Annotated in this window: 21 protein-coding genes; 6 read left to right on the top strand and 15 right to left on the bottom strand. The window is 72.3% G+C overall.

All coding sequences use genetic code 11. The features are described from left to right. Positions 1-73: 73 nt before the first annotated feature. The 3 genes from GTY96_RS14310 to GTY96_RS14300 all read right to left on the bottom strand — a co-directional run bounded on the left by GTY96_RS14310 (position 74) and on the right by GTY96_RS14300 (position 4567). Positions 74-1789 carry an aldehyde dehydrogenase family protein gene (locus GTY96_RS14310; protein WP_143902980.1) on the bottom strand — a complete coding sequence of 572 codons (1716 nt, stop codon included), beginning with the start codon at positions 1787-1789 and terminating at the stop codon, positions 74-76. 85 nt (positions 1790-1874) lie between these two features. After that, positions 1875-4181, bottom strand: coding sequence for a M56 family metallopeptidase (locus GTY96_RS14305; protein ID WP_235685586.1), 2307 nt, complete (start codon positions 4179-4181; stop codon positions 1875-1877). Positions 4182-4186: 5 nt separating this feature from the next. Next, positions 4187-4567 carry a BlaI/MecI/CopY family transcriptional regulator gene (locus tag GTY96_RS14300; RefSeq protein WP_143903246.1) on the bottom strand — a complete coding sequence of 127 codons (381 nt, stop codon included), beginning with the start codon at positions 4565-4567 and terminating at the stop codon, positions 4187-4189. Between the two features lie 253 nt (positions 4568-4820). Between GTY96_RS14300 and GTY96_RS14295 the strand changes: the two genes are divergently transcribed. Both GTY96_RS14295 and GTY96_RS14290 read left to right on the top strand, forming a co-directional pair. Beyond that, positions 4821-5273: a hypothetical protein gene (locus GTY96_RS14295; protein WP_143902982.1), complete on the top strand. Its 453-nt coding sequence runs from the start codon at positions 4821-4823 to the stop codon at positions 5271-5273. Between the two features lie 98 nt (positions 5274-5371). Further along, positions 5372-6727 carry a hypothetical protein gene (locus tag GTY96_RS14290; RefSeq protein WP_143902984.1) on the top strand — a complete coding sequence of 452 codons (1356 nt, stop codon included), beginning with the start codon at positions 5372-5374 and terminating at the stop codon, positions 6725-6727. Between the two features lie 12 nt (positions 6728-6739). Here the strand turns inward: GTY96_RS14290 and GTY96_RS14285 are convergent, their stop codons facing one another. From GTY96_RS14285 to GTY96_RS14240, 10 genes are all read right to left on the bottom strand, one after another. Further along, the gene (locus GTY96_RS14285) at positions 6740-8407 is read right to left on the bottom strand and encodes a phospholipase D-like domain-containing protein (RefSeq protein WP_235685585.1); all 1668 of its coding nucleotides are present in this window, start codon (positions 8405-8407) and stop codon (positions 6740-6742) included. Next, complete coding sequence (locus GTY96_RS14280; protein WP_143902986.1) at positions 8407-8643, bottom strand: chaperonin; 237 nt, start codon at positions 8641-8643, stop codon at positions 8407-8409. Before GTY96_RS14280 ends, GTY96_RS14285 begins: the two co-directional genes overlap by 1 nt. Positions 8644-9254: 611 nt before the next feature. Further along, positions 9255-9707, bottom strand: a complete 453-nt coding sequence (locus GTY96_RS14275; RefSeq protein WP_143902988.1) for a hypothetical protein — start codon at positions 9705-9707, stop codon at positions 9255-9257. Beyond that, a complete protein-coding gene (locus GTY96_RS14270) occupies positions 9704-10360 on the bottom strand; it encodes an anti-sigma factor family protein (RefSeq protein ID WP_143902990.1) in 657 nt (218 codons plus the stop codon). Before GTY96_RS14270 ends, GTY96_RS14275 begins: the two co-directional genes overlap by 4 nt. Before the next feature lie 84 nt (positions 10361-10444). Then, on the bottom strand, positions 10445-11059 hold the full coding sequence (locus GTY96_RS14265; RefSeq protein WP_186001949.1) for a sigma-70 family RNA polymerase sigma factor: 615 nt from the start codon (positions 11057-11059) through the stop codon (positions 10445-10447). Positions 11060-11122: 63 nt separating this feature from the next. Further along, the gene (locus GTY96_RS14260; RefSeq protein WP_161664992.1) at positions 11123-12214 is read right to left on the bottom strand and encodes an Immediate early protein ICP0; all 1092 of its coding nucleotides are present in this window, start codon (positions 12212-12214) and stop codon (positions 11123-11125) included. A 173-nt stretch (positions 12215-12387) separates the two neighbouring features. Beyond that, on the bottom strand, positions 12388-12912 hold the full coding sequence (locus GTY96_RS14255) for a hypothetical protein (RefSeq protein WP_161664991.1): 525 nt from the start codon (positions 12910-12912) through the stop codon (positions 12388-12390). Further along, the gene (gene hemF, locus GTY96_RS14250) at positions 12912-13811 is read right to left on the bottom strand and encodes an oxygen-dependent coproporphyrinogen oxidase (RefSeq protein WP_161664990.1); all 900 of its coding nucleotides are present in this window, start codon (positions 13809-13811) and stop codon (positions 12912-12914) included. Before hemF ends, GTY96_RS14255 begins: the two co-directional genes overlap by 1 nt. A gap of 43 nt (positions 13812-13854) precedes the next feature. Continuing rightward, on the bottom strand, positions 13855-14589 hold the full coding sequence (locus tag GTY96_RS14245; RefSeq protein WP_143902998.1) for a hypothetical protein: 735 nt from the start codon (positions 14587-14589) through the stop codon (positions 13855-13857). Positions 14590-14689: 100 nt separating this feature from the next. Then, a complete protein-coding gene (locus tag GTY96_RS14240) occupies positions 14690-14983 on the bottom strand; it encodes a DUF3467 domain-containing protein (RefSeq protein ID WP_143903000.1) in 294 nt (97 codons plus the stop codon). Between the two features lie 49 nt (positions 14984-15032). On the opposite strand from GTY96_RS14240, the gene GTY96_RS14235 reads away from it, so the two are divergent. Beyond that, positions 15033-15875: an alpha/beta hydrolase gene (locus GTY96_RS14235; protein ID WP_328700869.1), complete on the top strand. Its 843-nt coding sequence runs from the start codon at positions 15033-15035 to the stop codon at positions 15873-15875. On the opposite strand, the gene GTY96_RS14230 is transcribed toward GTY96_RS14235, so the two are convergent. Continuing rightward, positions 15829-17946, bottom strand: a complete 2118-nt coding sequence (locus GTY96_RS14230) for a hybrid sensor histidine kinase/response regulator (RefSeq protein WP_161664989.1) — start codon at positions 17944-17946, stop codon at positions 15829-15831. The two genes, GTY96_RS14235 and GTY96_RS14230, sit on opposite strands and share 47 nt — an antisense overlap. Positions 17947-18168: 222 nt before the next feature. Here GTY96_RS14230 and GTY96_RS14225 point away from each other — a divergent pair, with 222 nt between their 5' ends. From GTY96_RS14225 to GTY96_RS14215, 3 genes are read left to right on the top strand one after another with little or no spacing between them, the layout of a single operon-like run. Next, complete coding sequence (locus GTY96_RS14225) at positions 18169-18897, top strand: ABC transporter ATP-binding protein (RefSeq protein ID WP_161664988.1); 729 nt, start codon at positions 18169-18171, stop codon at positions 18895-18897. After that, the gene (locus tag GTY96_RS14220; RefSeq protein WP_143903006.1) at positions 18894-21434 is read left to right on the top strand and encodes an FtsX-like permease family protein; all 2541 of its coding nucleotides are present in this window, start codon (positions 18894-18896) and stop codon (positions 21432-21434) included. The genes GTY96_RS14225 and GTY96_RS14220 overlap by 4 nt, the downstream gene beginning before the upstream one ends. 3 nt (positions 21435-21437) lie before the next feature. Beyond that, positions 21438-22637, top strand: a complete 1200-nt coding sequence (locus GTY96_RS14215) for a lipocalin-like domain-containing protein (protein ID WP_161664987.1) — start codon at positions 21438-21440, stop codon at positions 22635-22637. A 1-nt stretch (position 22638) separates the two neighbouring features. On the opposite strand, the gene GTY96_RS14210 is transcribed toward GTY96_RS14215, so the two are convergent. Beyond that, positions 22639-23055, bottom strand: a complete 417-nt coding sequence (locus GTY96_RS14210) for a Dabb family protein (RefSeq protein WP_161664986.1) — start codon at positions 23053-23055, stop codon at positions 22639-22641. Positions 23056-23091: the final 36 nt, after the last annotated feature.

The raw sequence follows: 23091 nt of genomic DNA, 5'->3' as shown, positions 1-23091 counted from the left end.
TCAACTACCTGGCCCTGGTGCAGGTGGCGCTCATCTTCTCCTACCTGCGCCACCTGCATCCATCAGACACGGCCTAGCGGCGCAGCGCGGCCAGGGCGACACCCGGCACCTTCCACCAGGACGGGGACTGCTCGAATTCCGTCAACCGGCGGCCCAGCTCCGCCAGGCCCCGGTGCCCCGGAACCCACGGGGGGGCGGGCATGGACGTGAGCGGGGCGCGCAGCACCGCCTTCTCCACGGACTCCAGCATGGACGTGTTGTGCACCCAGCCCTGCCCGCTCTGGATGTCCCGCAACGACGCGGACGGGTGGCCGCCCCAGGGCAGGCTGCCCAGGGCGTACGCCGCCGCGGGCCAGGTGTTGAGCGCCACGGTGCCGTAGCGCAGCTCGCGCACCGCCTTCTCCACCGCCGCCCGCACCTTCGGGTCCTTGAGGGACTTCGGGTGGACGATGAGCGTCGCGTTGAGGGTGCCCCACACCTTGCCGTTGAGGAACGCCACCGCGGCCTCCAGGAAGGCCACCGGGTCATCGGACCCCGGCAGGCCCGTCTCCGACAGCACCGTGCACCAGGGTTCGTTCCGGAAGACGCGGTCCTGCGTGTTCGCGGGGTCCACGTCCGGAATCAGCGCGTAGGCCAGGTCGCCCTCGCCGGGCTGGCCCACGAGCCGCAACCCCGCGCGGCCCTCGGTGAACTGGCGCCAGCGCTCGTCCGCGCCCGGGTAGTACGCGCGGCGCAGGGGGGCATGGCCAAGGCTCGCCTGGATGCGGTCCACCAGCGCGCCGCGCCGGCTCCAGTCCTTCGGCTGCACCAGCAGCTTCGCCGCGTTGCAGTTGAAGGACGCGTTGTTGGCGACCATGCCGGCGACGTCGTCCGCCTGGAAGCGCAGCTCGCCGTCCGAGTACGGGCCCGGCACCACCACCACGGGGGAGATGTTGCCCAGCTCGCTGGACACGTGCTTCGTGAGCAGCGGTTCGTTCCGCTGGCGGCGCGCGTCGGACTCCGGGCCGGGCGGGCCCCACACGAGCGCGTCGTGGGTGCGGTCGCTGCCGGTGATGTGCACCTCGTCCACCGCGTCGTGCTCCACCAGCTGCGCGCCTTCTTCCGCGCCGCCATACACGAGGGCCAGCGCGTCGCGCGCGATGAGCGGGGCGAAGGCCTGCTCCAGGAACGGGCCCAGGTACGCGTTGACGGGGTTCATCTTGAGCACGCAGACGGTGCCCTCGACGAAGAGCTTGGAGAGGCAGTCCAGCGGCGGGATGGAGTTGACGTTGCCGCCCCCCAGCACCGCGCAGACGCGGCCCTGGTGGGGCTGGCGGTAGAAGGACGCCTGGTGTTCGCGCAGGTTGTCCGCGGTGACGCCGGGCTGGAAGTAGACCTCGCCCACGTTGCCGGGCAGCAGCACTCCCTCCAGCGCGTCGCGGGGGTACAGCCGAGCGGCGAGCCGTCCGTCCTCCAGCGTGCGCAGGTGCTTGCGGGGGATGACGGGCACGCCGTGCCGCTGGATGTCCTTCAGCGCGTCCGACAGCAGACGCAGGCTGCGCACCACCACCATGGGCCCGGCGAGCCACTCCTCTCCCGCGAGCGGCCCGCCGGGGTCGATGCCCTTGGCCTCGCAGGCCGCTCGAACGCTCGGCTCCGCGATGGCTGCGTACGCGTGGCGCAGGTCCTCCAGGAGCCGGATGCGCTCCGTGAGGGCGAGCCTCACCCACGCGCCCGAGCCCTCACGGACCCGGCGCACCAGGATGTCGATGGTGGTGCGTGACGTTGACTGCGGGACGGCGGCGGACATGGCGACCTCCGGGACAGGCTTCACCACGGGTCCCGGTATAGGGAACCCCGCGTGCGCCGTCACCGAGGGGCCGCGCCCTCCGTCCTCAGGTGGGCAGAGGCTCGGCCAGGCCCTTGCGGATGGCCTCGTCGATGAGGTCCCGGATCTTCTTCAGCTGCACGCGGCTCCGGGCAGCCTGCTCCTCGCCCAGCTTCGCCTGCTGCTCGCCCAGCTTCGCCTGCTCCTCGCCCAGCTTCGCCTGCTGGTCGCCCAGGGCCTCCATCTTCCGGCCGATCTCCTCCTGCTGCTGGTCGAGCCCCGCGCCCTCCTTGTCGAGCGCCTCGTCGCGCTTGTCGAGTTCGGCCTCCTGGCGGTCCTTCTCCGGCCCGTCCTCGAGCATGGCGATGCGGGTGCGCTCCATGGCGATGTCGGCGCGGCGGGACGCGATGGCCATGTGCTTCGACACGAGCTGCGCCTGGGGATAGGCGAGCTCCGCCTGCTTCTGCCCCAGCGCGGCCTGCTGCTTGCCCAGCGCGGCCTGCTGCTTGCCCAGCGCGCCCTGTGAGTCGCCGATCTTGCGCTCGTCGTTCATCAGGTCGCGCACCTGCTCGAGCGTCTTCGCGTCGCGGATCACCAGGGGCTTGTTGTCGCGGCGCACGAAGAGGAGGTCCTTGCCCGGCTGCTTGAAGGTGCGCGCCAGGTACAGGTCCTCCGTGGAGCCGGACATCATCGTCCGGCCATCCGAGAGGTACGCGAAGGTCTCGCCGTCCTCCAGGTCCGGCGGCTCGGGCGGAGGACTCGGGGGCCGAGGCGCGGCCGCGAGACTGGGCGTCGCGGGCATCGGAGGCGGCGCGCTGGCGATGCGCGGGCTCATGGGCGGCGCGGGAGGGACCGGGGCCACGGGAGCGGGCGGAACCCGGGCCACGACGGGAGCAGGCGGCGCGGGAGGGACCGGGGCCACGGCGGGAGTGGGCGGAACCCGGGCCACGACGGGAGTGGGCGGCGCGGGAGGCACGACAGGAGCAGGAGGCGCCGGAGGCGCGGTCCTGGAGCCCGCCGTGATGGGAGCCGGGGCACGGGGGACGGTCGGTGCATTGACGTTGGCGGAGTTCGAGCCTGTCCCCGCGTCCTTCGCGGGTTGGGTGGTGTCCGCGGGCGCCTTGGCGACGACCTGGAAGGGCAGCAGGGCCACGGCGCCGAGGACGAACACCGCTCCCTTCAACCACCAGCGGGGACGGGTGGGGACGACATCGACATGTTCCAGCATGCGGAGCCTCCTGTGCAGCGCGTGAAGGTGGGCCGACGCCCCGAGCGCCGCTGCGCTGCCCGGAGGCCGGGTGATGCCAAAGGCGATGAGCAGCTCGCCGTAGTCCGCGGGCTCCGCGCCGGTGAGGCGCAGGGCCTCCGCGTCGCATGCCTCTTCTCGTGCGAGCGCGTACTCCCGGGCCGCCTGACGCGCGAGCGGGTGGAAGAAGAGGACCGTCTCCGCCAGCGCCGGCACCCAGCCCAGCCACAGGTCCCCCCGCCGCAGGTGCGCCACTTCATGCGCGAGCGCCATGCGCAGCGCGGCTTCGGGCAGGTCGCGCAGCGCCTTCGCGGGGAGCACGATGACCGGCGACATGAGCCCCGCGGCCAGCGGGCTCACCACCTCATCCGAGACGAGCAGCGTGGGCGGACGGCGCAGGCCCGCTTCCATCGCGAGGAACTCCGCCTCCTCCTCCAGCACCGGGTGACGGAAGGGCCGCGCACGCTCACGCATGCCCTGCACCTGCCGCCATGCACGCACGTGGCCCCGCACCTGCCAGACCACGCCGGCGCCCCAGGCGAACAGCAGCGTCCACAGTCCGCCCACCCCCCACGGGTGCTCTCGGAGCGACGCCCATGCTCCCGCCATCAAGGACGCGACCGCGTGGAGCGCGTTCGCCACTCCGGCCATGAAGGACGCACGCGGGCCGCGCGCTTCCGCATCCGCCGTCCCGGCCCTCAAGACCCCGGCGCCCGCCGCCCGCGACGGGCGCGCATCCTCCAATGCAGCCGCGCCGCTCCCGGTGCCTGACACGGTCACGGCCGGTGTCACCGCCGCTGGCGACACGGTGTGGGCCGCGGATCCGGACGTCCGCCCGTCCAGGGACACGGGGCCCGGCGTCCCGGTGCGCTCCAGGGTCGCCCCACCCTCCGCGGGCAGCAGCGCGATCGGCATCGGCCGGGGCCACCCCAGCGTGAGCACGAACTTGAGCGCCACCAACCACCACAGGCCCGCGCGCAGGGACGCGGGCAGGCGCGGCAGCGCCCGGGCCACGCCCCACACCAGCAGCGCGCAGAGCGCCCCCTGCCACGAGGCGCGCCACAGCGACTCCGACCAGGACGACCACCACGGCTGAAGCCAGTCTCCAAAGGTCATGGGGGAGGTCATGGCGCTCACTCCTTCCGCTTCTGGCGCAGGCGGGCCACGACGTCCTGGAGCTGCTTCAGCTCCTCGTCGGACACGTCCTCGGTCTCGGACAGGTACGTCACGAACGGCGACAGCGACCCCGAGAGCGTGCGCTGCACGAAGGTCCCCACCACGTCGCGCAGCAGCTCCTGCGTCGCCACCGGCGAGGCGTACTGGAACACCCCGTCCACCTTGCTCCGGGTCAGGTGCCCCTTGAGCCGCAGCCGCTCCATCACCGTCAGGATGGTGGACCGCGCCAGCCCTTGCGCCTCACCGAAGCGCTCCGCCACCTCTCCCACCGTTACGGGTCCGTGCTCGGCCACGTACCGCAGCACCGCCAGCTCCTGCTCTCCCACCGGCTTCTTCATGCCACCCGCCTTCTTCATGACGACACCTGTAGTCAGGCAGCAAGGTACGACTGACTACAGGCGTAGTCAAGCGGGTGTCGCGTCCGGTTGGGTGGGAGCGACAAGGGGCCGCGGGTGGGAAGGCCCGCTGTGCCTGCCTCCCTGCTTGCCCAGGAGCGGGCCAGGTAGCGACGCCTCGTGTGCGTCCTTGTCCCTGTCGGCGGGGCAACCAGATTTCCGGAAGACGAAACCCGACACGCATTGGAGAGTCCCCATGAAGCTTTCACTGATGGCGGCGATCGCCGCCCTGTCGCTGTACGGCTGCGCCAGCCACTCCGCGAACACGCGCGAGGCCTCGTCACCGGAGGCCGGTGCCGTGGGCGGCTCGGGCACGGCGGGCACCCCCTCCGCGAGCCCGGACGCCCAGGACAGCGAGGCCACCGGCGGCTCTGGCTCCGCCAACGAGGCCGTGAAGGTCCAGGACGGACAGAAGTGGGACGTGCAGCAGAACACGCCCACCGACCTGGACGCCCCCCAGGGCCCCGCGGGCGCGGTGAACCCAGACCGCAACGTCCGTGAAGAGGACGGCACCGGCGGCTCGGGCGACGTGAGCATCGACGGCAAGCGCGACGTGGCCGACGAGCCCGGCGCGCTCGACAACGGCGTGGACGATTCCCGCTCGGACTCGCGGGTGGACACGGACGCCACACCGACTCCCGCGAACTAGCAGCCCGCGCGAAGGCGGATACCCGGTAAGCCCCGCGCGTGGGCTTCACCGGGTATTCGTCTGTCCAGCCTTCGTCGCGCCAACTAGAGTGAGCACCAATGACTGGTGCTCCCTTCGTGGCCCTCCTCGCCCTGCTTCACACCCAGTCCTCGACCCTCGAGGAGGTGCCGAATGATCCGCAGGAGGAGTCCTCCGGATCCCCGTCGTCAACGAGCTCGGGGGGCATCGGCTTCCGGGCGCTGCTGGAGGTGGGGCCGCTGAGCTTCCCGTCGGGGACGCGGGGCGGAGAGCAGGACCTGTTCGCGTACGCGTACCCGTCGCTGGGCGTGGATGGCGGCGAGGACTTCGCGTTCATGCTGGGCGCGCCGCTGCGCTTCCGGCTGCTGGACAACCCGCCCGAGCAGAAGGACGAGGACTACGGCGCGTGGCTCCGGCGCGAGGACTGGGATGAGCGCAGCGACTACGGACAGGTGGTGCGCCTGCTGCGCATTGGCGACGAGTCGGGCCGCTTCGGCCTGCGCGTCCAGCCGTTCCTGGAGGAGTCCCTGGGGCGCGGCTACCTGGTGAACCGCTACGACAACCAGCTCAACCCGAACTACCACCCGGCGGGCGGCACGCTGTCCTTCACGGCGGGGCCCGCGCGCGTGCAGCTGGTGGCCAGCGACGTGCTCGCCGCGCGCATCTTCTCCGGGGAGCTGTTGCTCGACCTGGGCCGCATCGCCAGCGGCAGCGAGGGAAACTTCGACCGCTACCTGGTGCGCGCCTCCGCGGCGCACGACTTCGGCGAGGCCGGCGGGGTGACGCCGGAGGCCACGGTCGCCTCCGTGGGCGGCGAGGTCGCCATGTACAAGGGCGAGCGGCTGCGCTCGTGGGCCATGGCCGCGGGCGGCGCGCGGCTCAACGCCGGCGCGCAGGACCTGGGCGGCCTGCTGGGCGTCGCGTTCGAGGGCACCTTCAAGGGCACGCAGCTCAGCGTCACCTTGCAGGGGCGCCGTCAGGGGGGCGGCTTCCGCTTCGGCTTCTTCGGCGCGGGCTACGAGCTGGCGCGCTTCTCCGCCGTGGGCCTCTCCGAGGAGCCCCAGGCCGACCAGCGCGTGCCCAAGGACTTCTCCGGCTACATGGAGGTGTCGGTGGCGCAGGGCGACGGTCCGGACTCGTCGGAGGTCGTGGCCAGCGGCGCCGTGGAGTACTCCGCCTTCGGCCGCGCGGACGGCGACGTGTCCCTGAGCGTCAGCAGCCCGGGCGGCGAGACTCGCGGCATCGCGCGCGTGGTGGTGATGGGGCTGGGCGACCGGCCCCGCTACTCGGTGGCGGCGGAGTTCCGGCAGCGCGTGCTGCCCGCGATGTACGTCTGGGCTTCCGGCGCGACCCTGCACTTCCCTCAGCCGGACGGCTCGCTGGTGCGCGGGGTGAGCGCGGGCGCGGGCGTGGGCGTGGACTTCGCCCGGCGCTGACCGAGCCGCGCGTCAGGGCCCCAGCGTCCCGCCCTCGTCCGGGTCCGGAGCGCAGGGCTGGATGGCGCGGTGCGGGGGCGCGTCGCAGGACTTGCCGACGAGCCAGCGCGACAGCAGGCGGACTCCGGAGGCGAAGAGGCCGTCGTCGCCCTTGTGGAGGGCCTCGAAGAGGGACTCGTCCAGCACCGACTCCTCCGGGTCGATGAGGAGGTCCTCCGGCTCCAGCGGCTTGAAGAGCGGGTTCTGGTCGAACACCGTCTCCAGCGGGTGTTGGCGCAGCCGGTGCTGCCCGTCGTGGGCCAGCCGGTCCAGCGTCTCCACCAGGGCCCCGGTCTCCACCAGCGGGCGCAGCGCGGTCACGCCGGCGAGGCCCGCGTGCTCGGCCATCAGCGACACGCGCACCCGGCGGATGGCGCGCGACGCGGCGTCGCCCGGCGCTTCCGCCTCCCAGCTCAGGTTCAGCTCCGAATCCAGTCCCAGGCTGCGGTTGGTCGTGTTCGCGGAGCCCACCGTGAGGAAGGTGTCGTCCACGATGAGGACCTTCGAGTGGATGTACGTGAAGACATCCTCCCCGTCCTCGCCCTTCGCCGCGGAGCCATACACCGCGAAGCCGTGGCCCGTCTCCGCCGCCACGTCGCGCAGCGCGCGCAGGAGTCGCACCTGGGCCACGCCCATGGCGAGCTGCTCGCGCAGGGCCTCCGGCTGACGGGGCAGCACCAGCATCACCTGGAGCCGGGGCCGCCCCGCCGCGCGCATGCGCATGACGAGCGCGTCGTGGATGGCGCGCGAGGAGAAGTACTGGTTCTCGATGTAGATGAAGCGGTCGGCCGCGTGGATGGCGTCCACGTACAGCGCGCGGATCTCCTGCACCTCCTCCTGCGGAGGGAGGATCGTCTTGCCGAAGGTGCGGCTGATGGCCACCGGGCCCGGAGGCGCGGGCATCGTCGCTTCGAAGGAGAGGTCGTCGCGGGCCACCGGCTCCAGGTGGAGCTCGCCGCCGCCCGAGTGCGCCCAGCGCGCCTCGAACAGCTCCGCGAGCGGCTTCACCGCGGGGCCCATCAACACCGTCTGCACGTCATGGTAGGGCCCGTGCGGGTCGCGGCCGGAGTCGCAGCGCAGCGTCGAGCTCGCGGGATGGTCCCGGTCGTCCCAGCGACAATCACAGACGTCCATGCCCCCGGTGAACGCCAGCACGCCGTCCACGACGACGAGCTTCTGGTGGTGGGCGCCATAGAGCGGACTGGACGAGTCGAAGCGGAACTTCAGGCGCTCGTTCGTGGTCCAGTTGAACAACAGGTGCTGCATCCACTCGCGCTCCATCGCGAGCAGCATGCTGAAGTCCCAGGCGAGGATGTAGACGTGCAGCTCCGGGTTCTCCCGGCACATCTGATCCAACAGCGGCAGCAACCGCACCTCGCCGCCCTTCGCCTCCTCCAGGTCCTCACCGCGCAGCAACGTCACATCGCTGTCGAACTGCCAGCCGGTGATGACGATGGAGCGGCGAGCCTTCCGGATGGCTCGATACAGCTCTCGGTAATAGTCCCGGGCGTCCACCAGAACGCCCGCGTCATGTGTTTCCGTCCGCGTCCAGCAGTTGCGTCCGGGGATGAGGATGCGTGTCACGCTGATCACCTGGCCCTGGAGTGGAAACAGCGTGTCCGCGCCCGGCCGACGGAACATCACCCCACGAAGACAATGTGCTTTCCGGTCGCGAGCGTCATGTCGGTCGAGGAGACGACCCGAGCCACCTTGCGAGCCTCCCCTCCCACGGTGTCGAAGGCCGCGGCGATCAAGTCACCGAGCGTCACCTGCACGCGCTTCGCCTGCTTCCCCGCGTTGGACACCACCTTGACGGTCTTCGCCTTCATCTGACGGGCCTTGCGCTGAATGGTCTGCTTCTGGGTCTTGGTCGCCATGGTCTTCGTGCTCCGTGGTGGATGAAGGTGTGTGCCCGTCTGCGTGATGCGCCGTGCTGCCCCGTCCTGCCGTGCTGCCCGTCCTGCCGTGCTGCCCCGACCCGCCCTGCCCCGTCCTGCCGTGCTGCCCCGACCCGCCCTGCCCCGTCCAACCCTTGCTGCCCCAACCCCATCCCGCCCGTACCGCCCGCCCCGCCCCGCCGCCCTGCCCGCCCACCGTCCCGCCCGTCCTGCCCTCAGACCCAAGAGCAACTGCCGTGCCGTCACCCAACTCCGCGTCTTCCGAGGGAAGAAACCCCGGAGCCCCCCAAGCACCCAGGGCAGGACTGACTTTCTTTCAGCCTGCTTGCAGGGAGTTCCGCCCTCTTTCCTGCCCTCCGGTCGTAGACCTACCCGCGCGCACGTCAGGCGCGGGACGCGACCCTCCAACGCCAGGACAGCGCGCTGGTCAGGTCCACACATGTGTGGATGTGCGAGGAACGGCGAGGATTCAGGAGGACGCGAAGCCCTGACGCGGGGCCGCCTGGAGAGGAGGGGGCCCACCCGGCGTCAGGGAGGAAGCTCGCGGACGGCGCCTGCCCTGAAGGCGGCGCGCATCCGTCACACCGGCGCTACTTGGAAGGCGGGCCCAGGACGAGGATGAGCTCCCCGCCCACGTGCTTGCCGGCCTTCTGGTACACGGCGCCCTGGCGGCCCAGCTCCACCTCCACGGACGACTGGTTCGGGATGATGACGCGCAACGTGGCGCTGCCGTCCTTCATGCCCAGCAGCTGCAGGGACGCGTTCGTCCCGTTGGGGAGCTTCACTTCCGTGGGCTTCTGGGCGCCCACCTCCACCGTGTCCAGCGACATGCGCTTGAAGGAGGTGAAGCTGAAGTTCTGCTTCTGGAACGCCTCCTTCATCTTGTTGAGCTCCGGGGGATCCACCGCGGTGCCCTTGTTGGAGGCCAGCACCACCTCCACCTGGACCCTCACCTTCTGGTCCTGCGCGAAGACCGCCGTCGGCGCCAGCGTCAGGCCCACGGCGAACAGCAGTGCCAGCACCGCCCACTTCGGCTTCGTCATAACGCTCCTCCCGTGGGCCGCGGCGGGGCCGCCGGCTGCTGTCCACCCTGGCTGTCCGGCGTCCCGCCCAGCTCCTCGGATTCCGCCTCGTCCGGCTTCTTCTGCTGCCCGGTGGCGGCGCCCTTCACGGCCTCCGGGGCCTGCTCCTGCTCATCCACCATCCAGATGATGGAGCCGCCACCTTCGGTCTCCATCACCACCGGGGCCACGCGGGCGCCCTGGTAGGACTGGATGGACTTCACCGTCATGCGCTCGGCGGCGTAGCCCTCCGGGGCGCTGTCGCGCAGCACCAGCGGCAGGGCCACCAGCACCACCACGGCGGCCGTGGCCAGCGAGGAGATCATCGCGGTGCGCTGGTAGAGGAACATCTCCGACAGGGCCAGCCGCATCCGCTCGATGAGCGGCGGCTTCTCCGGCGTCACCCGGGCCATCACCTTCTGGGCGAAGTCCTTGAAGTCGACGTCGTCCACCGCCATGTCCAGGCCCACCCGGAGCAGCCCGGACTCGGCGCGCAGGTCCGCCGCGCGACCCGTGCAGTCCCGGCAGGCGGCCAGGTGCCGCTCGACGTTCACGCGCTCCCCAGGAGCGAGCTCGCCATCAATGTAGGGAGACAGGAGCGGAACGAAACGCTCACACGCGGGATTTCCGGCCATACTCTTCACCCTGCGGGCTGGTGGGAATTCGTCGGTGGGACGCGCTGCCCCCCACGGATATTCGAGGGGGTCTTCAAAGCACCCTCACTCATTGCCCACTCCGCTCTTGGCTTCGTCCAGCTCCAGATAATCCCCCAGGATTTTCTGCACCTTGGCGCGCGCGTGGAACAGGCGGCTCATCACCGTGCCCTTGGGGATGTCCAGCGTGCGGGACAGGTCCTCGTAGGACATTCCCTCGATTTCGCGCAGCAGGAGGATGGCCCGGTGCTTCTCCGGCACCGTGGCCAGGGCCTCTTGAATCTTCTCCGCCAGCTCCTTGCGCAGCGCGCTCTTCTGGGGATTGGTCCCCAGGCGGCTGCCGAGGGCGCCGATGCGGGCCTCGGACAGGTCCACGTCCTGGTTCTCGTCGAACTCGACCGCCTCCCCGCCGCCACGGCGCTTGCGCAGCACGTCGATGCAGATGTTCGACGTGATGCGATAGAGCCACGTGTAGAAGGACGCGTCGCCCTTGAAGTGGTCCAGGTACTTGTAGACCTTGACGAACGCCTCCTGGGAGACGTCCATCGCTTCCTCCTTGTCCTTCAGCATTCCGAGCGCGACGGCGTACACCTTGCGCTGGTAACGCTCGACGAGGAGCTTGAAGGCGCGCTGGTCCCCGCTGCGGACGCGCTTGACGAGTGTAAGGTCGTCGGTGGCCAAGAGAGTGCGGCACCGTAGCACAGGCCGCGCGAACCCCAAGGCTTTCGACACACCCCGCTGCTCCTAGAGCGAGCTGACGAGCGCGATGGCCGCCAGCGCCAGGCCCACCATGGCCAGCACCGCGCCGAAGATCATCCGGTCCCACTGGGCCTGATTGAGGGCGGAGTCCTCGTCCTCCCGGCCGGAGCGGAAGGTGTGGAGCACGTTCCAGAACATCCGGCTGCCCAGCCTGCGGTCGGTGCCGTGGCGCTCCAGGGGGTCATGCGGGAGGGGGCGGCCGTGCTCGTCGCGCCGCACGAAGGGGCCGGGCAGGGGCTGGTAGAGGCCCGGGGTCAGTGGGGCGGCCTGCTCCGAGTGGCGCACGTCCGGAGGGGGCTCCAGCCGGACGGCGTCCGCGCGCTCGCGGGCCTCCTCGGGCGTGGGCGCGTCCATCACCCAGAGCCCCGCCTCCACCCCCATCTGGCCGGTGTGGGCGTCCTGGAGGCCGGCGAAGCCCTGGTCCTTGAGGGCCTGCTCGAAGGCGGCCCTGCCCTCGGGGCCGGGCGGGTGCTGGGCGGCGGCCTCCGCGTAGGCGGCGAAGAAGGCCCACAGGCGGGCCACCCGGTCGGAGGACGGCAGCGACGAGGGCCGCACCTGCGCGGCCAGCAGCGCGCCGTCCGACGCGAAGCGCTTGCCCACCGCGAGCTGGCTCTCCAGGTCCTTCAGGTCGCCGGGCACCAGCGACTCCACGTCCAGCACCGGGCCGCGCGCCTCGCCCGCGCCCAGGTAGGGGCTGGCCGTGGAGGGCGCCGAACCGGGCGTCCGGAAGCCGTCGCCCGCCTTGCGCCGCGGGGCCTGGGAGCCGGGGGACTCGAAGCCCGTGCCGGCGTCCGCGCGGGGGGCCCGCGTCGTCGCGCCGCCCCTGTCGGAGCGGGGGGACGTGGGGAGCCCGGGCTTGGGGACGCCGACGCGGGTCGAGCGCGTGCCCACGTCCTGGGCCGCGCCGTCGACGCTGGCGCCCTCCGGGGACGTGCCCGGCTCCAGCCCCTCCCCTCCCGGGTCGCCTCCTTCAGCGGACTCCTGCGAGGAGCCGTCGGCCTCCGGCGGCAGGCCCACGGGCGGCGCGCCGATGCGGGTGCGCTCCCCCGGAGTGGTGGTGGGGGTGGAGGTCTCCATCCCATCATCGCGGAAGGGGGAGGCCGGCGACGACGGGGTGGGCGCCGAGGCTCCACCGCCGGAGCGAGGGCCCCCCGGGCCGGAACTTCCACCCACGCGGGGGCCGCGGATGTCGCCGACGTTTCCCATCGTCGGGATTCTCTCACAACGAGAACCCGGAGTTGCATGGGGGGCTACTCGCCCTCGCGCTCCACCTCCACGGGGCTGGTCATCCCGTTGGCATCCAGACGGATCCGGTACACGGCGTTGAGGCCGTCGCCGTTCTCGTCCACGCGGGCGAGGCAGGACACCTCCGGCTCTCCCACGGGGCTCTCCTCCACGCGCACCTCGTACTGGAGGTGCACGATGGGGCCCGGGTCGAAGCCGATGCGGTGGAAGTCCTCGTGGTCCTGCGCGAAGGGCACGCCTTCGCCATGGCGCGGCACGGGCACGGGATAGGGCGCGATGGGCACGTAGTCGCCGTGCTCGTCCCGGAACGCCTGCACCGCGTCGCACAGCGCCAGCACCTGGACGCGGGCCTCGTTGGCCACCCGCTCCGGCGACGCGTGGGTGCGGGCCGGCGCCATCATGGGCAGGTACGCGACGTACAGGCCGCTCAAGGCCAGCGCCACGAACACCGTGACCGCGACGCCCACGCGCACCGCGAGGTTGCGGGGGCGCGCGGGGCCGGGCGGGGACTCCGGTGGCGCAGAGGCCATCAGGCCCACTCCCGGGGGGCGCGGAGCACCTCTTCCAGGCGGGCCTCCGGGGTGCCGGGCTCCGGGTGGTAGTCGTAGCGCCAGCGCACGCGCGGCGGCAGGGACATGAGGATGGACTCCGTGCGCCCCTGCGTCTCCAGGCCGAAGATGGTGCCCCGGTCGTAGACCAGGTTGAACTCCACGTAGCGGCCCCGGCGCACCTCCTGCCAGAAGCTCTGCTCCATCGTCACCGGCAGGTCCTTGCGGCGCTCGGCGATGGGCAGGTACGCGGGGAGGAAGCTGTTGCCGCACGCCTGCACGAAGGCGAACTCGCGCTCCAGGTCACCGCCCATGTTCTCGAAGAAGAGCCCGCCCACGCCGCGCGCCTCGCCGCGGTGGCGCACGTGGAAGTACGTGTCGCACGCGGCCTTGAAGCGCGGGTAGTACGTGGGGTCGTGCGCGTCGCAGGCGGCCTTGTGCACGCGGTGGAAGTGCGCCGCGTCCTCGTCGTACAGGTAGTACGGCGTCAGGTCCGCGCCGCCGCCGAACCACGCGCGCCCGCCCTGCTGGATGAAGCGGTAGTTGGCGTGCACGGTGGGCACATGCGGGCTTCGCGGGTGCAGCACCAGCGACAGGCCGCCGGCCCAGAAGGTGCGCCCCTCGCCCTGGAGCTTCTTCGCGAAGGCCTCCTCCAGCTCGCCGTGCACGATGGAGGTGTTGACGCCCGCCTTCTCCAGGACGGCGCCCTCCTCCAGCACGCGGCTGCGGCCGCCGCCGCCGCCCGGACGGGTCCACGCGTCCTCGCGGAAGCGCCCCTGCCCGTCCAGCGCCTCCAGCGCGCCACAGATGTCGTCCTGGAGCTTGTGGATGAAGGCGGCCATGCGCCCCTTCATGCCTTCCACGTCCGCCGTCGCCGTCATGCCCGTTGTCTCCCTGTCGTGGGTTGAACGGGCCGACATGCTACTAGGGGCCCTTCGCGGACGGGGCCTCGAAGTCCACCGGCGGCGTGGAGGGCGCCAGGTTGCCCGCCGCGTCGAAGGCCTCGATGCGCGCGCGGTAGCTGCGCCCGTCCTCCAGCGCGAAGGCCCCCCCGCAGGCCTCATGGCCCAGATAAGCGGTGTTGGACTGCACCGGCAGCAGGTACTGCTGGGGGCTGATGCCCAGCCGGCGCGGGGACAGCTTCACCACGAGGAAGGCGGGGCTCTCCTCGCGCAGGGCGAGGTTGAGCTTCACGAAGCGCGCGATGCCCTGGGGCGAGCGGCGTACGAAGCCCTCCGACACGGCGGGGCGCTTCACCCACTTGGGCGCCTTGGTGTCCGGGCCCTTGCCGCTGAGCCACGAGGGCTGCGCGCCGGGCTGCCCGTTGAGGATGGGGACGTTGGGGAGCACCTCGCCCAGGCGCAGCGTGTAGCGCTTGTCGGGCTGCATCGGCTCCGACGGCTTGAGGATGATGACGGCGCGGCCCAGGGTGCTCTCCCAGCCCTTGGTCACCTTGAGCGTCACCTCGTGGTCGGACGCCACCAGCTTCAGCGGCTTGCCGACGAGCGCCAGCACCGGCGAGCGCGCGGTGCCCACGCCCTCCAGCAGCAGGCGCATGTTGGTGGGGACGATGCCCCCGGGGGATGGATACAGCTGCACGCCGTCCCCGGTGCACTGGGCGGAGGCGGTGGCGGCGGACAGCAGGGCAGCGACGAACACGCAGGCTCGGAACACGATGCCGCGCAGTGTGCGCCGGGAATGGCCGCAGGGAAAGTCCCCGAAGACCCGGGGGCCCTTTCCCGCCGCGGTGGGGAGGCCCTCAGTGCCTGGGGCCTTCGTCGTCGTTCAGCACGATGGGGCCGAAGCGCGCCTCGTAGCGCTGCACGTTCTCCTGGAGGGCCTGCACCAGCCGCTTCAGGTGGCGCGGGGTGGTGATGATGCGCGAGCGGACGCGGGCCAGGGGCTGCTGCGGCTGGACGTAGAGGAAGTCGAGCACGAACTCCGCGTCCGTGTGGTTCACCAGGGCCAGGTTGCAGTACTGGCCATTGGCGACCTCTTCGGTCATCTGCACCTGGAGCTGCATCTCGGGGGGCTTCGTCGGAGTGTCCGCCATGAGTCAGGCGGCATAGCGCCTGGGGCCCTCCGTGACCAGTGTCTCCCCTGTGAGCACGCGCTGGAGGGACATCGGCGGGGAGTCCACCGCGGCCTTCGCGCTGGGGCGGGGGCCGGACGCCTGCCTGCTCCTGCACGGCTTCACCGGCAGCCCGTGGGAGGTCCGGCCCCTGGGCGAGGCCCTGGCGGCGCGGGGCCTGCGCGTGGTGGCGCCCCGGCTCCCAGGCCACGGCACCACCCCGGAGGCGATGCTGGACGTGGACCTCCACGACTGGCGGGCCTGCGCGGACGAGGCGCTGGCGTCGCTGTCCGGTCACCGCCGCGTCTTCGTGGCGGGGCTGTCCATGGGCGCGCTGCTGGCGCTGCGGCTGGCCGCGCACCACCCGGAGGCGGTGCACGCGCTCGCGCTGGTGGCGCCCGCGGTGCGCTTCCGGGGGCCGCGCATGGCCCTGGTCCGGCAGCTGTGCCGCACGCCCCTGCTCGAGTGGACCACGCCGTGGGTGGACAAGGACGGCGTGGACATCTCCGACCCTTCGGCGCTGGCCCAGGCGCCGGTGCTGCCCGCGTTCCCGGTGGCCCGGCTGAGGGACCTGTGCACGCTCCAGGACCAGGTGGCGGTGGACGCGCCCCGGGTGCGCTGCCCGGTGCTGGTGGCCACCGCGGCGCAGGACCACGTGGTGGATCCCCAAGGGGGGCGCTGGCTGGTGCGGCGGCTGACGGCGGCCCCGGCGGTGCGGCTGGTGACCTATCCGGAGGGCTTCCACATCATCCCGCGCGACGTGTCCGCGCCCAGGCTCGCGGCGGAGGTGGGGGACTTCCTGGAGCGCTGGCGCGACGAGGGCCGCGTCAGGTGCGGGCAGGAAGAGGCGGCGCCAGACGCGCCACCGCCGTGAGCAGCTCCACCGCGTCGAGCGGCTTGGTGACGAAGGCGCTGAACCCCGCGCGCAGGGCCCGGTCGCGGTCCTCGCGGCGCGCGGCGGCGGTGACGGCGAGCGCGGGAACCCCGCCCCCGGCCTCCCACGGCAGCGCGCGGATCCGATACAGGAGCGAATAGCCGTCCTCACCGGACAGCGACACGTCCGTCACCACCACGGTGGGCGGGGAGCGGCGCATCTCGTCCATGGCGTCGGTGACGTTGGTGGCGGTGAGCACGTGGGCGCCCACGCGGCTGAGCAGCACGGACATCCACTCGCGCGCGTCCGGCTGGCCGTCCACCACGAGCACGCGCTGGCCCTCCAGCTCCGGGAAGCGCGGCAGCGACAGGCCCTCCACCGGACGCGGCTCCCGCACCGACCCCGGCGTGGAGCCCACGCGCGAGCGGGGCAGGAAGACGGTGAAGGCGGAGCCGCGCCCCGGGCCGTCGCTGGTCGCGGACACGGTGCCCCCGTGCAGCTCCACCAGGTGACGGACGATGGACAGGCCCAGGCCCAGCCCGCCGTGCTGGCGGCTCACGCCGGTGTCCGCCTGCTGGAAGCGCTGGAAGAGGAAGGGTTGGAACTCCGGCGGGATGCCCTCGCCGTCGTCGCGCACCACCAGCTCCGCGCCCTCGTCGCGCGTGCGCGCGGACACCGTCACGCGGCCTCCGGGCGGCGTGAACTTGATGGCGTTGGAGAGCAGGTTCCACACCACCTGCTGCAAGCGGTCCGGGTCGCCGAAGAGCGGCACGCCGTCCTCGCCCACGGAGACCTCCAGCGTCAGCTCCCGCGCGAGCGCCGTGGGCCGCACCGCGTCCAGCGCCGCCTCCACCACGCTGCCCAGCTCCAGCGGCACCGGCTCCAGCCGCAGCCGGCCGCTGGCGATGCGGCCGATGTCCAGCAGGTCCTCGATGAGCTGGCGCTGGGCGCGGGCGTTGCGCTCGATGGCCTCCACCGCGCGCTGGCGCTTGTCCTCCCCCAGCAGGCCCTGCCGGAGCATCTGCGACCAGCCGAGGATGGACGTGAGCGGCGTGCGCAGCTCGTGGGACACGGTGGCGAGGAACGCGTCCTTGGCGCGGTTGGCGGCCTCCGCGGCGCTCCGGGCCTCGCGCTCCTCGTCGAACAGCCGCGCGCGGTCCAGGGCCTGCGCGCACTGGCGCCCCACCGTCAGCAGGAAGGCCTGCTCCGCCGCGTCGAAGTCGCGCGCGTCGCCGAAGCCCAGGCCCAGCGCGCCGAACACGCGTCCGCCGCTCACCAGCGGCACCGCGGCCCACGCCACCAGCCCCCGCTCCCGGGGCAGCAGCGCGAGGCGCGGGTAGCGCGCCATGCACTCCGTCCAGGAGCCCAGGGCGCACGGCTCCCCGGTGCGCGTCACGTCCGTCAGGGGGCACGTGGCGGAGACCTCGAAGCGCCGCCAGTCCTCCAGCTCCCCCGGGGAGAAGCCATGCGCGGCGGCGCGCTCGAAGACCTCCGGGGACTCCGGCACGGGCACCACCACCAGGCTGGTGACGGCGCCCAGGGCGATGGCCCCCTCGCGGGCGGCCACCTCCACCACCTGGGCGGGGGTCAGCGCCTCGGAGAGCGCGGCGGTCATCGCCTGCAGGCGCTCCGTGCGCCAGGAGGCGGTGGTCCACGCGGCGCGGCGGGTGCGCACCAGCTCCGTCACGTCCACCGCGAAGGCGAGCACCCCCTCCACCTGACCCCGCGCGTCACGGCGGGGCAGCAGGGAGAGGTTGAAGAAGCGTTCGTCCTCGGCGGGGCTCGCGCGGTCGGACGTCTCCCGCAGGTGCAGGGCGTCCCCGGTGGTGAAGACGCGGTCCCAGGCGTCATGCCAGCCAGAGGCGTTCAATTGGGGGCAGGCCTCCCGCAGGGGGATGCCCACCTGACCGCGCGTGTCGAGCAGCGTCAGCTGCGTGGCGGTGCTGAACTCGATGTGGTGGCCCGGTCCACGGTAGAGGCCGAAGAAGGCAGGGAGCTGCTGAAGCAGCTCGTGGAGTCGCGGGGGGTCGCCGCCGGGCGCGGCCACCCACCCGGCCTGGGCTTCGTTCATGGGGTGCCCCCTCCCTTCCCAGGCGAAGACGAGGGCTTCCGGGAAGAGGCGGCCATTAAACGCCGGGACGTGCGTCCTGGCACGAAAAGCAACCGGGCCGTGAAGGCAGGTGTCCAGGGCTGAGCGGTCCCTGGCGCTGTTGGCGTCCAGTAGAGGGCATCCCCTCCCCGGGGCGGGGGAACGCTCCCCGGCGCCGGGCATCGGCTATGTCGGGGGTCCGGCATGCCTCCCTCTCCTCCTGAATCGCAGCCTCTCGTCGAACTGCGCGCCGTCACCAAGTCCTACGCGGAAGGCGACTCCGTGCGCGAGGTGCTCTCCGGCACGTCGCTGACCCTGCGCCGGGGCGAGTTCGTGGTGCTGCTGGGCCGCAGCGGCTCCGGCAAGTCCACCCTGCTCAACCTCATCAGCGGCATCGACCAGGCGACGCACGGCGAAATCCGGGTGGAGGGCCGCGACCTGGGGCGCCTCTCGGAGCGCGAGCGCACGCTGCTGCGCCGCGAACGCGTGGGCTTCATCTTCCAGGCGTTCAACCTGCTGCCCACGTTGACGGTGGAGGAGAACGTGCGGCTGCCGCTGGAGCTGCTGGGCAGGACGGGCGCGGAGGCCGGCGCCCGGGCGCGGGAGCTGCTGACGCGCGTGGGGCTGGCCACCCGCGCGGGCAGCTTCCCGGACCGGCTCTCCGGGGGCGAGCAGCAGCGCGTGGCGGTGGCGCGAGCGCTGGCCCACGCACCGCCGCTGCTGCTGGCGGACGAACCCACGGGCAACCTGGATGAAGAGACGGGGGGCCAGGTGCTGGACCTGCTGGAGGGACTGACGCGGCAGGGCAACGCGTGCGCGCTCATCGTCACGCACGAGCCCGCGATGGCGGCCCGCGCGGACCGCGTGCTGACGATGGAGGGGGGCCGGTTGGTGGAGCGGCCCGGCGGCGCGCGCGGCCAGGGGACGCCATGAGGACGCTGCTCGCGCGCTCCAGCCTGCGGCACCTGGGCGGGCACCCGTGGCTCACGGCGCTGTCGCTGCTGGGCATCGCGATGGGCGTGGCGGTGGTGGTGTCCATCGACCTGGCGAGCGGCAGCGCGCTGCGCGCCTTCGAGCAGTCCACGGACGTCGTCGCGGGCCGGGCCACGCATCAGCTCACGGGCGGCGCGTCGGGCCTGCCGGAGGCCGTCTACACCGCGCTGAAGCTGCGGCCGGACGCACCGGACGCGGCCCCCGTGGTGCAGGGCTTCGTGCAGGTGGAGGGCGGCAACCACCGCACGCTCACGCTCCTGGGGTTGGACCCCTTCGCGGAGGCCCCCTTCCGCGACTTCTCCGCCAGCGGCGCGGTGGGGGACCTGGGCGCGCTGCTCACGCGGCCGGGCACGGTGGTGATGGGCGCGAAGACGGCGCGGGCGCTGGGCGTGAAGGAGGGTGACACGCTGCCGGTGACGGTGATGGGGCTGCGCCGGGAGCTGCGCGTGTCGGCCCTGCTGTCGCCGGGGCAGGAGACGACGGAGCGCGCGCTGGAGTCGCTGCTCATCTCGGACATCTCCACCGCGCAGGAGGTGCTGGGCCAGGAGGGACGGCTGACGCGCGTGGACCTGCGGCTGACGGGCGGAGAGGCCCAGGCCGCGCGGCTGCGGGCGACGCTGCCCACGGGCGTGGAGCTGGTGACGACCTCCGGGCGCGCGGGCACGGTGGAGCAGATGACGCGGGCGTTCCGCACCAACCTCACCGCGCTGTCGCTGCTGGCGCTCGTGGTGGGGATGTTCCTCATCTACAACACGATGACGTTCTCCGTGGTGCAGCGGCGCGGGATGCTGGGGCGGCTGCGCGCGGTGGGCGTGACGCGCGGGGAGCTGTTCGCGCTGGTGCTGGGCGAGGCCCTGCTGCTGGGCATCGTGGGCACGGCGGCGGGCCTGCTGCTGGGCATCCTGATGGCCAGCGGCCTGGTGGGGCTCATCACCCGCACCATCAATGACTTGTACTTCGTGGTGAACGTGCGCCGGCTGTCCTTGGAGCCCTTCACGCTCATCAAGGGCCTGGGTCTGGGCCTGGGGGCCACGGTGCTGGCGGCGCTGGTGCCCGCGTGGGAGGCGGCGCGGGCGACACCGGTGACGGCGCTGCGGCGCTCCACGGAGGAGGACGTGTCGCGCGACCGGGCGCCCCGGCTGGCGGTGCTGGGGCTGCTCATCCTGGCGCTCGCGACGGCGGTGCTCGCGTGGCCCACGCAGGCGCTGCTGCCAGCGTACGCGGGGCTCTTCGCCGTCCTGCTGGGCAGCGCGCTGCTGGTGCCCTGGGTGACGGAGCGGCTGACGGTGGCGGCGGCCCGGCCCCTGGGCGCGCTGTTCGGCCCGCTGGGGCGCATGGCGGCGCGCGGCGTGACGGCGAGCCTGTCGCGCACGGCGGTGGCGCTGGCGGCGCTGATGGTCGCGGTGGCGACGACGGTGGGCGTGGGACTGATGGTGTCCAGCTTCCGGGGCACCGTGGCGTCGTGGCTGGAGTCCGCGTTGCAGGCGGACGTGTTCGTGTCACCGCCATCGCTGGTGGCGCGGCGCGGGGACTCCGCGCTGGTGCCGGGGCTGGCGGAGAAGCTGCGCTCGACCCCTGGCGTCGAGACGAGCGGCTCCATCCGCGTGGTGCACGTGCGCATCAACGACCTGGACACGGACCTGCTGGCGGTGGAGTTCGCCAGGGGCCACGAGCGGACGTATCGCTTCAAGGAGGGGCGCGCGGACGACGTGTGGCGGCAGCTGGAGGCGTCCCCTGACGCGCTCATCGTGTCGGAGCCCTTCGCGTTCCACCGGGGCGTGCACGTGGGCGACACGCTGCGCGTGGCCACCGACAAGGGGCCTCACGACTTCCGCGTGGCGGGCGTGTACTTCGACTACGGGTCGGACGTGGGGACGGTGCTGATGCCCCGGCCCACGTATGAGCGCTGGTACGACGACCGGAGCGTGACGGGCCTGTCCCTGTACGCCGCGCCGGGACAGGACGTGGATGAGCTGGTGTCCCGGGTGCGCGACCGCGCGGGCGGTGAGCAGGCATTGAACGTGCGCGCGAACCGGGCCCTGCGGCAGGCGTCGATGGAGGTGTTCGACCGCACCTTCACCATCACGCAGGTGCTGCGCCTGCTGGCCATTGGCGTCGCGTTCGTGGGCGTGCTCAGCGCGTTGATGTCGCTGCAACTGGAGCGGGCCCGCGAGTTCGCGGTCCTGCGCGCGACGGGGCTCACGCCTGGGCAGCTCTGGGGCATGGTGTCGTTGCAGACGGGGTTGTTGGGATTGCTCGCGGGGTTGTTCTCCATCCCGCTGGGTCTGGCGTTGGCCTACGTGCTGGTGCACGTCATCAACCAGCGCTCGTTCGGGTGGACGTTGCAGCTGGTGGTGTCGCCCGGCGTGGTGGGTCAGGCGTTGGTGCTGGCCCTGGTGGCGGCGGCGCTCGCGGGGCTGTACCCGGCGTGGCGGATGGCGCGCGCGAACCCGGCCATGGCGCTGCGGGAGGAGTGAGACATGGGGCGGGGACTCGTCATCGGGGTGGTGCTGGTGCTCGCCGCGCTGGGTGTCGCGGTGGGCGTGGTGCTGCGGGATACGGAGGACACAGGTCCGGCGAACACCGGGGGCCTGACGGTCGCGTCCGCGATGGGGGGCCCGGGCGACACGGCGGGCTATGCGCACGCGGTGGAGCCCCGGGCCTTCCACTTCCCCGAGGACCACGGCCCCCACCCCGACTTCCGCACCGAGTGGTGGTACTGGACGGGCAACCTGGAGACGGAGGACGGGCGGGCCTTCGGCTACCAGTTCACGCTGTTCCGCAGCGCGCTCGCGCCGGAGGAGCCCCAGCGGGAGTCCGGCTGGGCGACGCGGCAGGTGTTCATGGGGCACTTCACGCTGACGGACGTCAGCGCCGGACGCTTCCACGTCAGCGAGCGCTTCAGCCGCGGGGCCCTGGGATTGGCGGGCGCGCAGGGGGTGCCCTTCCATGTCTGGCTCCAGGACTGGGACGTGCGCGCCGAGGGCACGGCCAGCACGTGGCCCATGCACCTGCGCGCCCAGGGCGACGGCGTGGCGCTGGACCTGCTGTTGGACGAGGGCAAGCCGCCGGTGCTCCAGGGGGACCAGGGCCTGAGCCAGAAGGGTCCGGAGCGGGGCAACGCGTCCTACTACTACTCCCTGCCCCGGATGCCCTCGCGAGGCACGGTGTCGGTGGAGGGCAAGACGGTGCAGGTGAGGGGCCAGAGCTGGATGGACCGCGAGTGGAGCACCAGCGCGCTGGGGCCGGACCTCGTGGGCTGGGACTGGTTCGCGCTCCAGCTCGCCGACGGCAGCGAGCTGATGGTCTACCAGCTCCGCAGGAAGGACGGCACCGCGGACCCGTTCAGCGCGGGCACGTATGTCCCCGCGACCGGTGACGCCATGCACCTGCCCCAGGGCGACATGAAGCTGGAGCCCTTGGGCCAGTGGAAGAGTCCTCGCGGGGGCGAGTACCCGGCGCGCTGGCGCGTCCAGGTGCCCCGCTTGTCATTGGACCTCACCGTGACGCCGAAGCTCGCGGACCAGGAGCTGCGGGTGATGGTGCGCTACTGGGAGGGCGCGGTGTCCATCCAGGGGACGCGCGAGGGACAGCCCGTGCAGGGGCGCGGCTATCTGGAGATGACCGGGTACGCGGACGCCCCCCGGAGCGCCGAGACGGTCCGCAGCCGCGCGCCGTGACTCAGCGCGGGGCCGTCGAACCCACGTTGTGGAGGTCGGGAATGGCGGTGAGCAGCGCCGCCCATTCGGGGTCGCTTGCCATCTTCGCGGCGTGCATGGCTTGAATCTTCTCGCCCAGCGCGGGGTCCGCGTCATCCGTCATGGCGATGCGCCGGAGCCTCTCCACGAGTGGCAGGAACAGGAGATCGCCCGCGCGGTGCAGGGGATCGTCGAAGTACCTCCGCAAGGCCCTCAGGTCCGCGATGCCGACGCAGCAGGCATGCGTGAACCCTTCGGAGGGCTCCCCCAGGTCCCGTCCGACGACCGAGAAGGAGACCGCCTCTGACTTCGCGGTGCGGGAGATGGCCTCCAGGGCCCGCGCCTTCTCGGCCTCCGACACCCCGTCCTTGAAACGGAAACGCAGCAGATTGATGAACATGGCTTCACCTCTCGCTCGAAGATAGCGGTGCGCATG

The sequence above is a fragment of the Corallococcus silvisoli genome (assembly GCF_009909145.1).
GTDB classification, from domain to species: domain Bacteria; phylum Myxococcota; class Myxococcia; order Myxococcales; family Myxococcaceae; genus Corallococcus; species Corallococcus silvisoli.
The sequence above is the reverse complement of the archived record's forward strand: the minus strand, read 5'-3'. Positions and strand labels throughout refer to the sequence as shown.

What these genes read in the sequence shown, in the direction of transcription:
- GTY96_RS14255 (WP_161664991.1), bottom strand. Translation starts at nt 12,912, where the DNA reads ATGGCCTCTGCGCCACCGGAGTCCCCGCCCGGCCCCGCGCGCCCCCGC.
- GTY96_RS14240 (WP_143903000.1), bottom strand. Translation starts at nt 14,983, where the DNA reads ATGGCGGACACTCCGACGAAGCCCCCCGAGATGCAGCTCCAGGTGCAG.
- GTY96_RS14310 (WP_143902980.1), bottom strand. Translation starts at nt 1,789, where the DNA reads ATGTCCGCCGCCGTCCCGCAGTCAACGTCACGCACCACCATCGACATC.
- GTY96_RS14280 (WP_143902986.1), bottom strand. Translation starts at nt 8,643, where the DNA reads ATGGCGACCAAGACCCAGAAGCAGACCATTCAGCGCAAGGCCCGTCAG.
- GTY96_RS14285 (WP_235685585.1), bottom strand. Translation starts at nt 8,407, where the DNA reads ATGTTCCGTCGGCCGGGCGCGGACACGCTGTTTCCACTCCAGGGCCAG.
- GTY96_RS14230 (WP_161664989.1), bottom strand. Translation starts at nt 17,946, where the DNA reads ATGAACGAAGCCCAGGCCGGGTGGGTGGCCGCGCCCGGCGGCGACCCC.
- GTY96_RS14275 (WP_143902988.1), bottom strand. Translation starts at nt 9,707, where the DNA reads ATGACGAAGCCGAAGTGGGCGGTGCTGGCACTGCTGTTCGCCGTGGGC.
- GTY96_RS14220 (WP_143903006.1), top strand. Translation starts at nt 18,894, where the DNA reads ATGAGGACGCTGCTCGCGCGCTCCAGCCTGCGGCACCTGGGCGGGCAC.
- GTY96_RS14295 (WP_143902982.1), top strand. Translation starts at nt 4,821, where the DNA reads ATGAAGCTTTCACTGATGGCGGCGATCGCCGCCCTGTCGCTGTACGGC.
- GTY96_RS14210 (WP_161664986.1), bottom strand. Translation starts at nt 23,055, where the DNA reads ATGTTCATCAATCTGCTGCGTTTCCGTTTCAAGGACGGGGTGTCGGAG.
- GTY96_RS14215 (WP_161664987.1), top strand. Translation starts at nt 21,438, where the DNA reads ATGGGGCGGGGACTCGTCATCGGGGTGGTGCTGGTGCTCGCCGCGCTG.
- GTY96_RS14270 (WP_143902990.1), bottom strand. Translation starts at nt 10,360, where the DNA reads ATGGCCGGAAATCCCGCGTGTGAGCGTTTCGTTCCGCTCCTGTCTCCC.
- hemF (WP_161664990.1), bottom strand. Translation starts at nt 13,811, where the DNA reads ATGACGGCGACGGCGGACGTGGAAGGCATGAAGGGGCGCATGGCCGCC.
- GTY96_RS14290 (WP_143902984.1), top strand. Translation starts at nt 5,372, where the DNA reads ATGACTGGTGCTCCCTTCGTGGCCCTCCTCGCCCTGCTTCACACCCAG.
- GTY96_RS14260 (WP_161664992.1), bottom strand. Translation starts at nt 12,214, where the DNA reads ATGGAGACCTCCACCCCCACCACCACTCCGGGGGAGCGCACCCGCATC.
- GTY96_RS14225 (WP_161664988.1), top strand. Translation starts at nt 18,169, where the DNA reads ATGCCTCCCTCTCCTCCTGAATCGCAGCCTCTCGTCGAACTGCGCGCC.
- GTY96_RS14300 (WP_143903246.1), bottom strand. Translation starts at nt 4,567, where the DNA reads ATGAAGAAGCCGGTGGGAGAGCAGGAGCTGGCGGTGCTGCGGTACGTG.
- GTY96_RS14305 (WP_235685586.1), bottom strand. Translation starts at nt 4,181, where the DNA reads ATGACCTCCCCCATGACCTTTGGAGACTGGCTTCAGCCGTGGTGGTCG.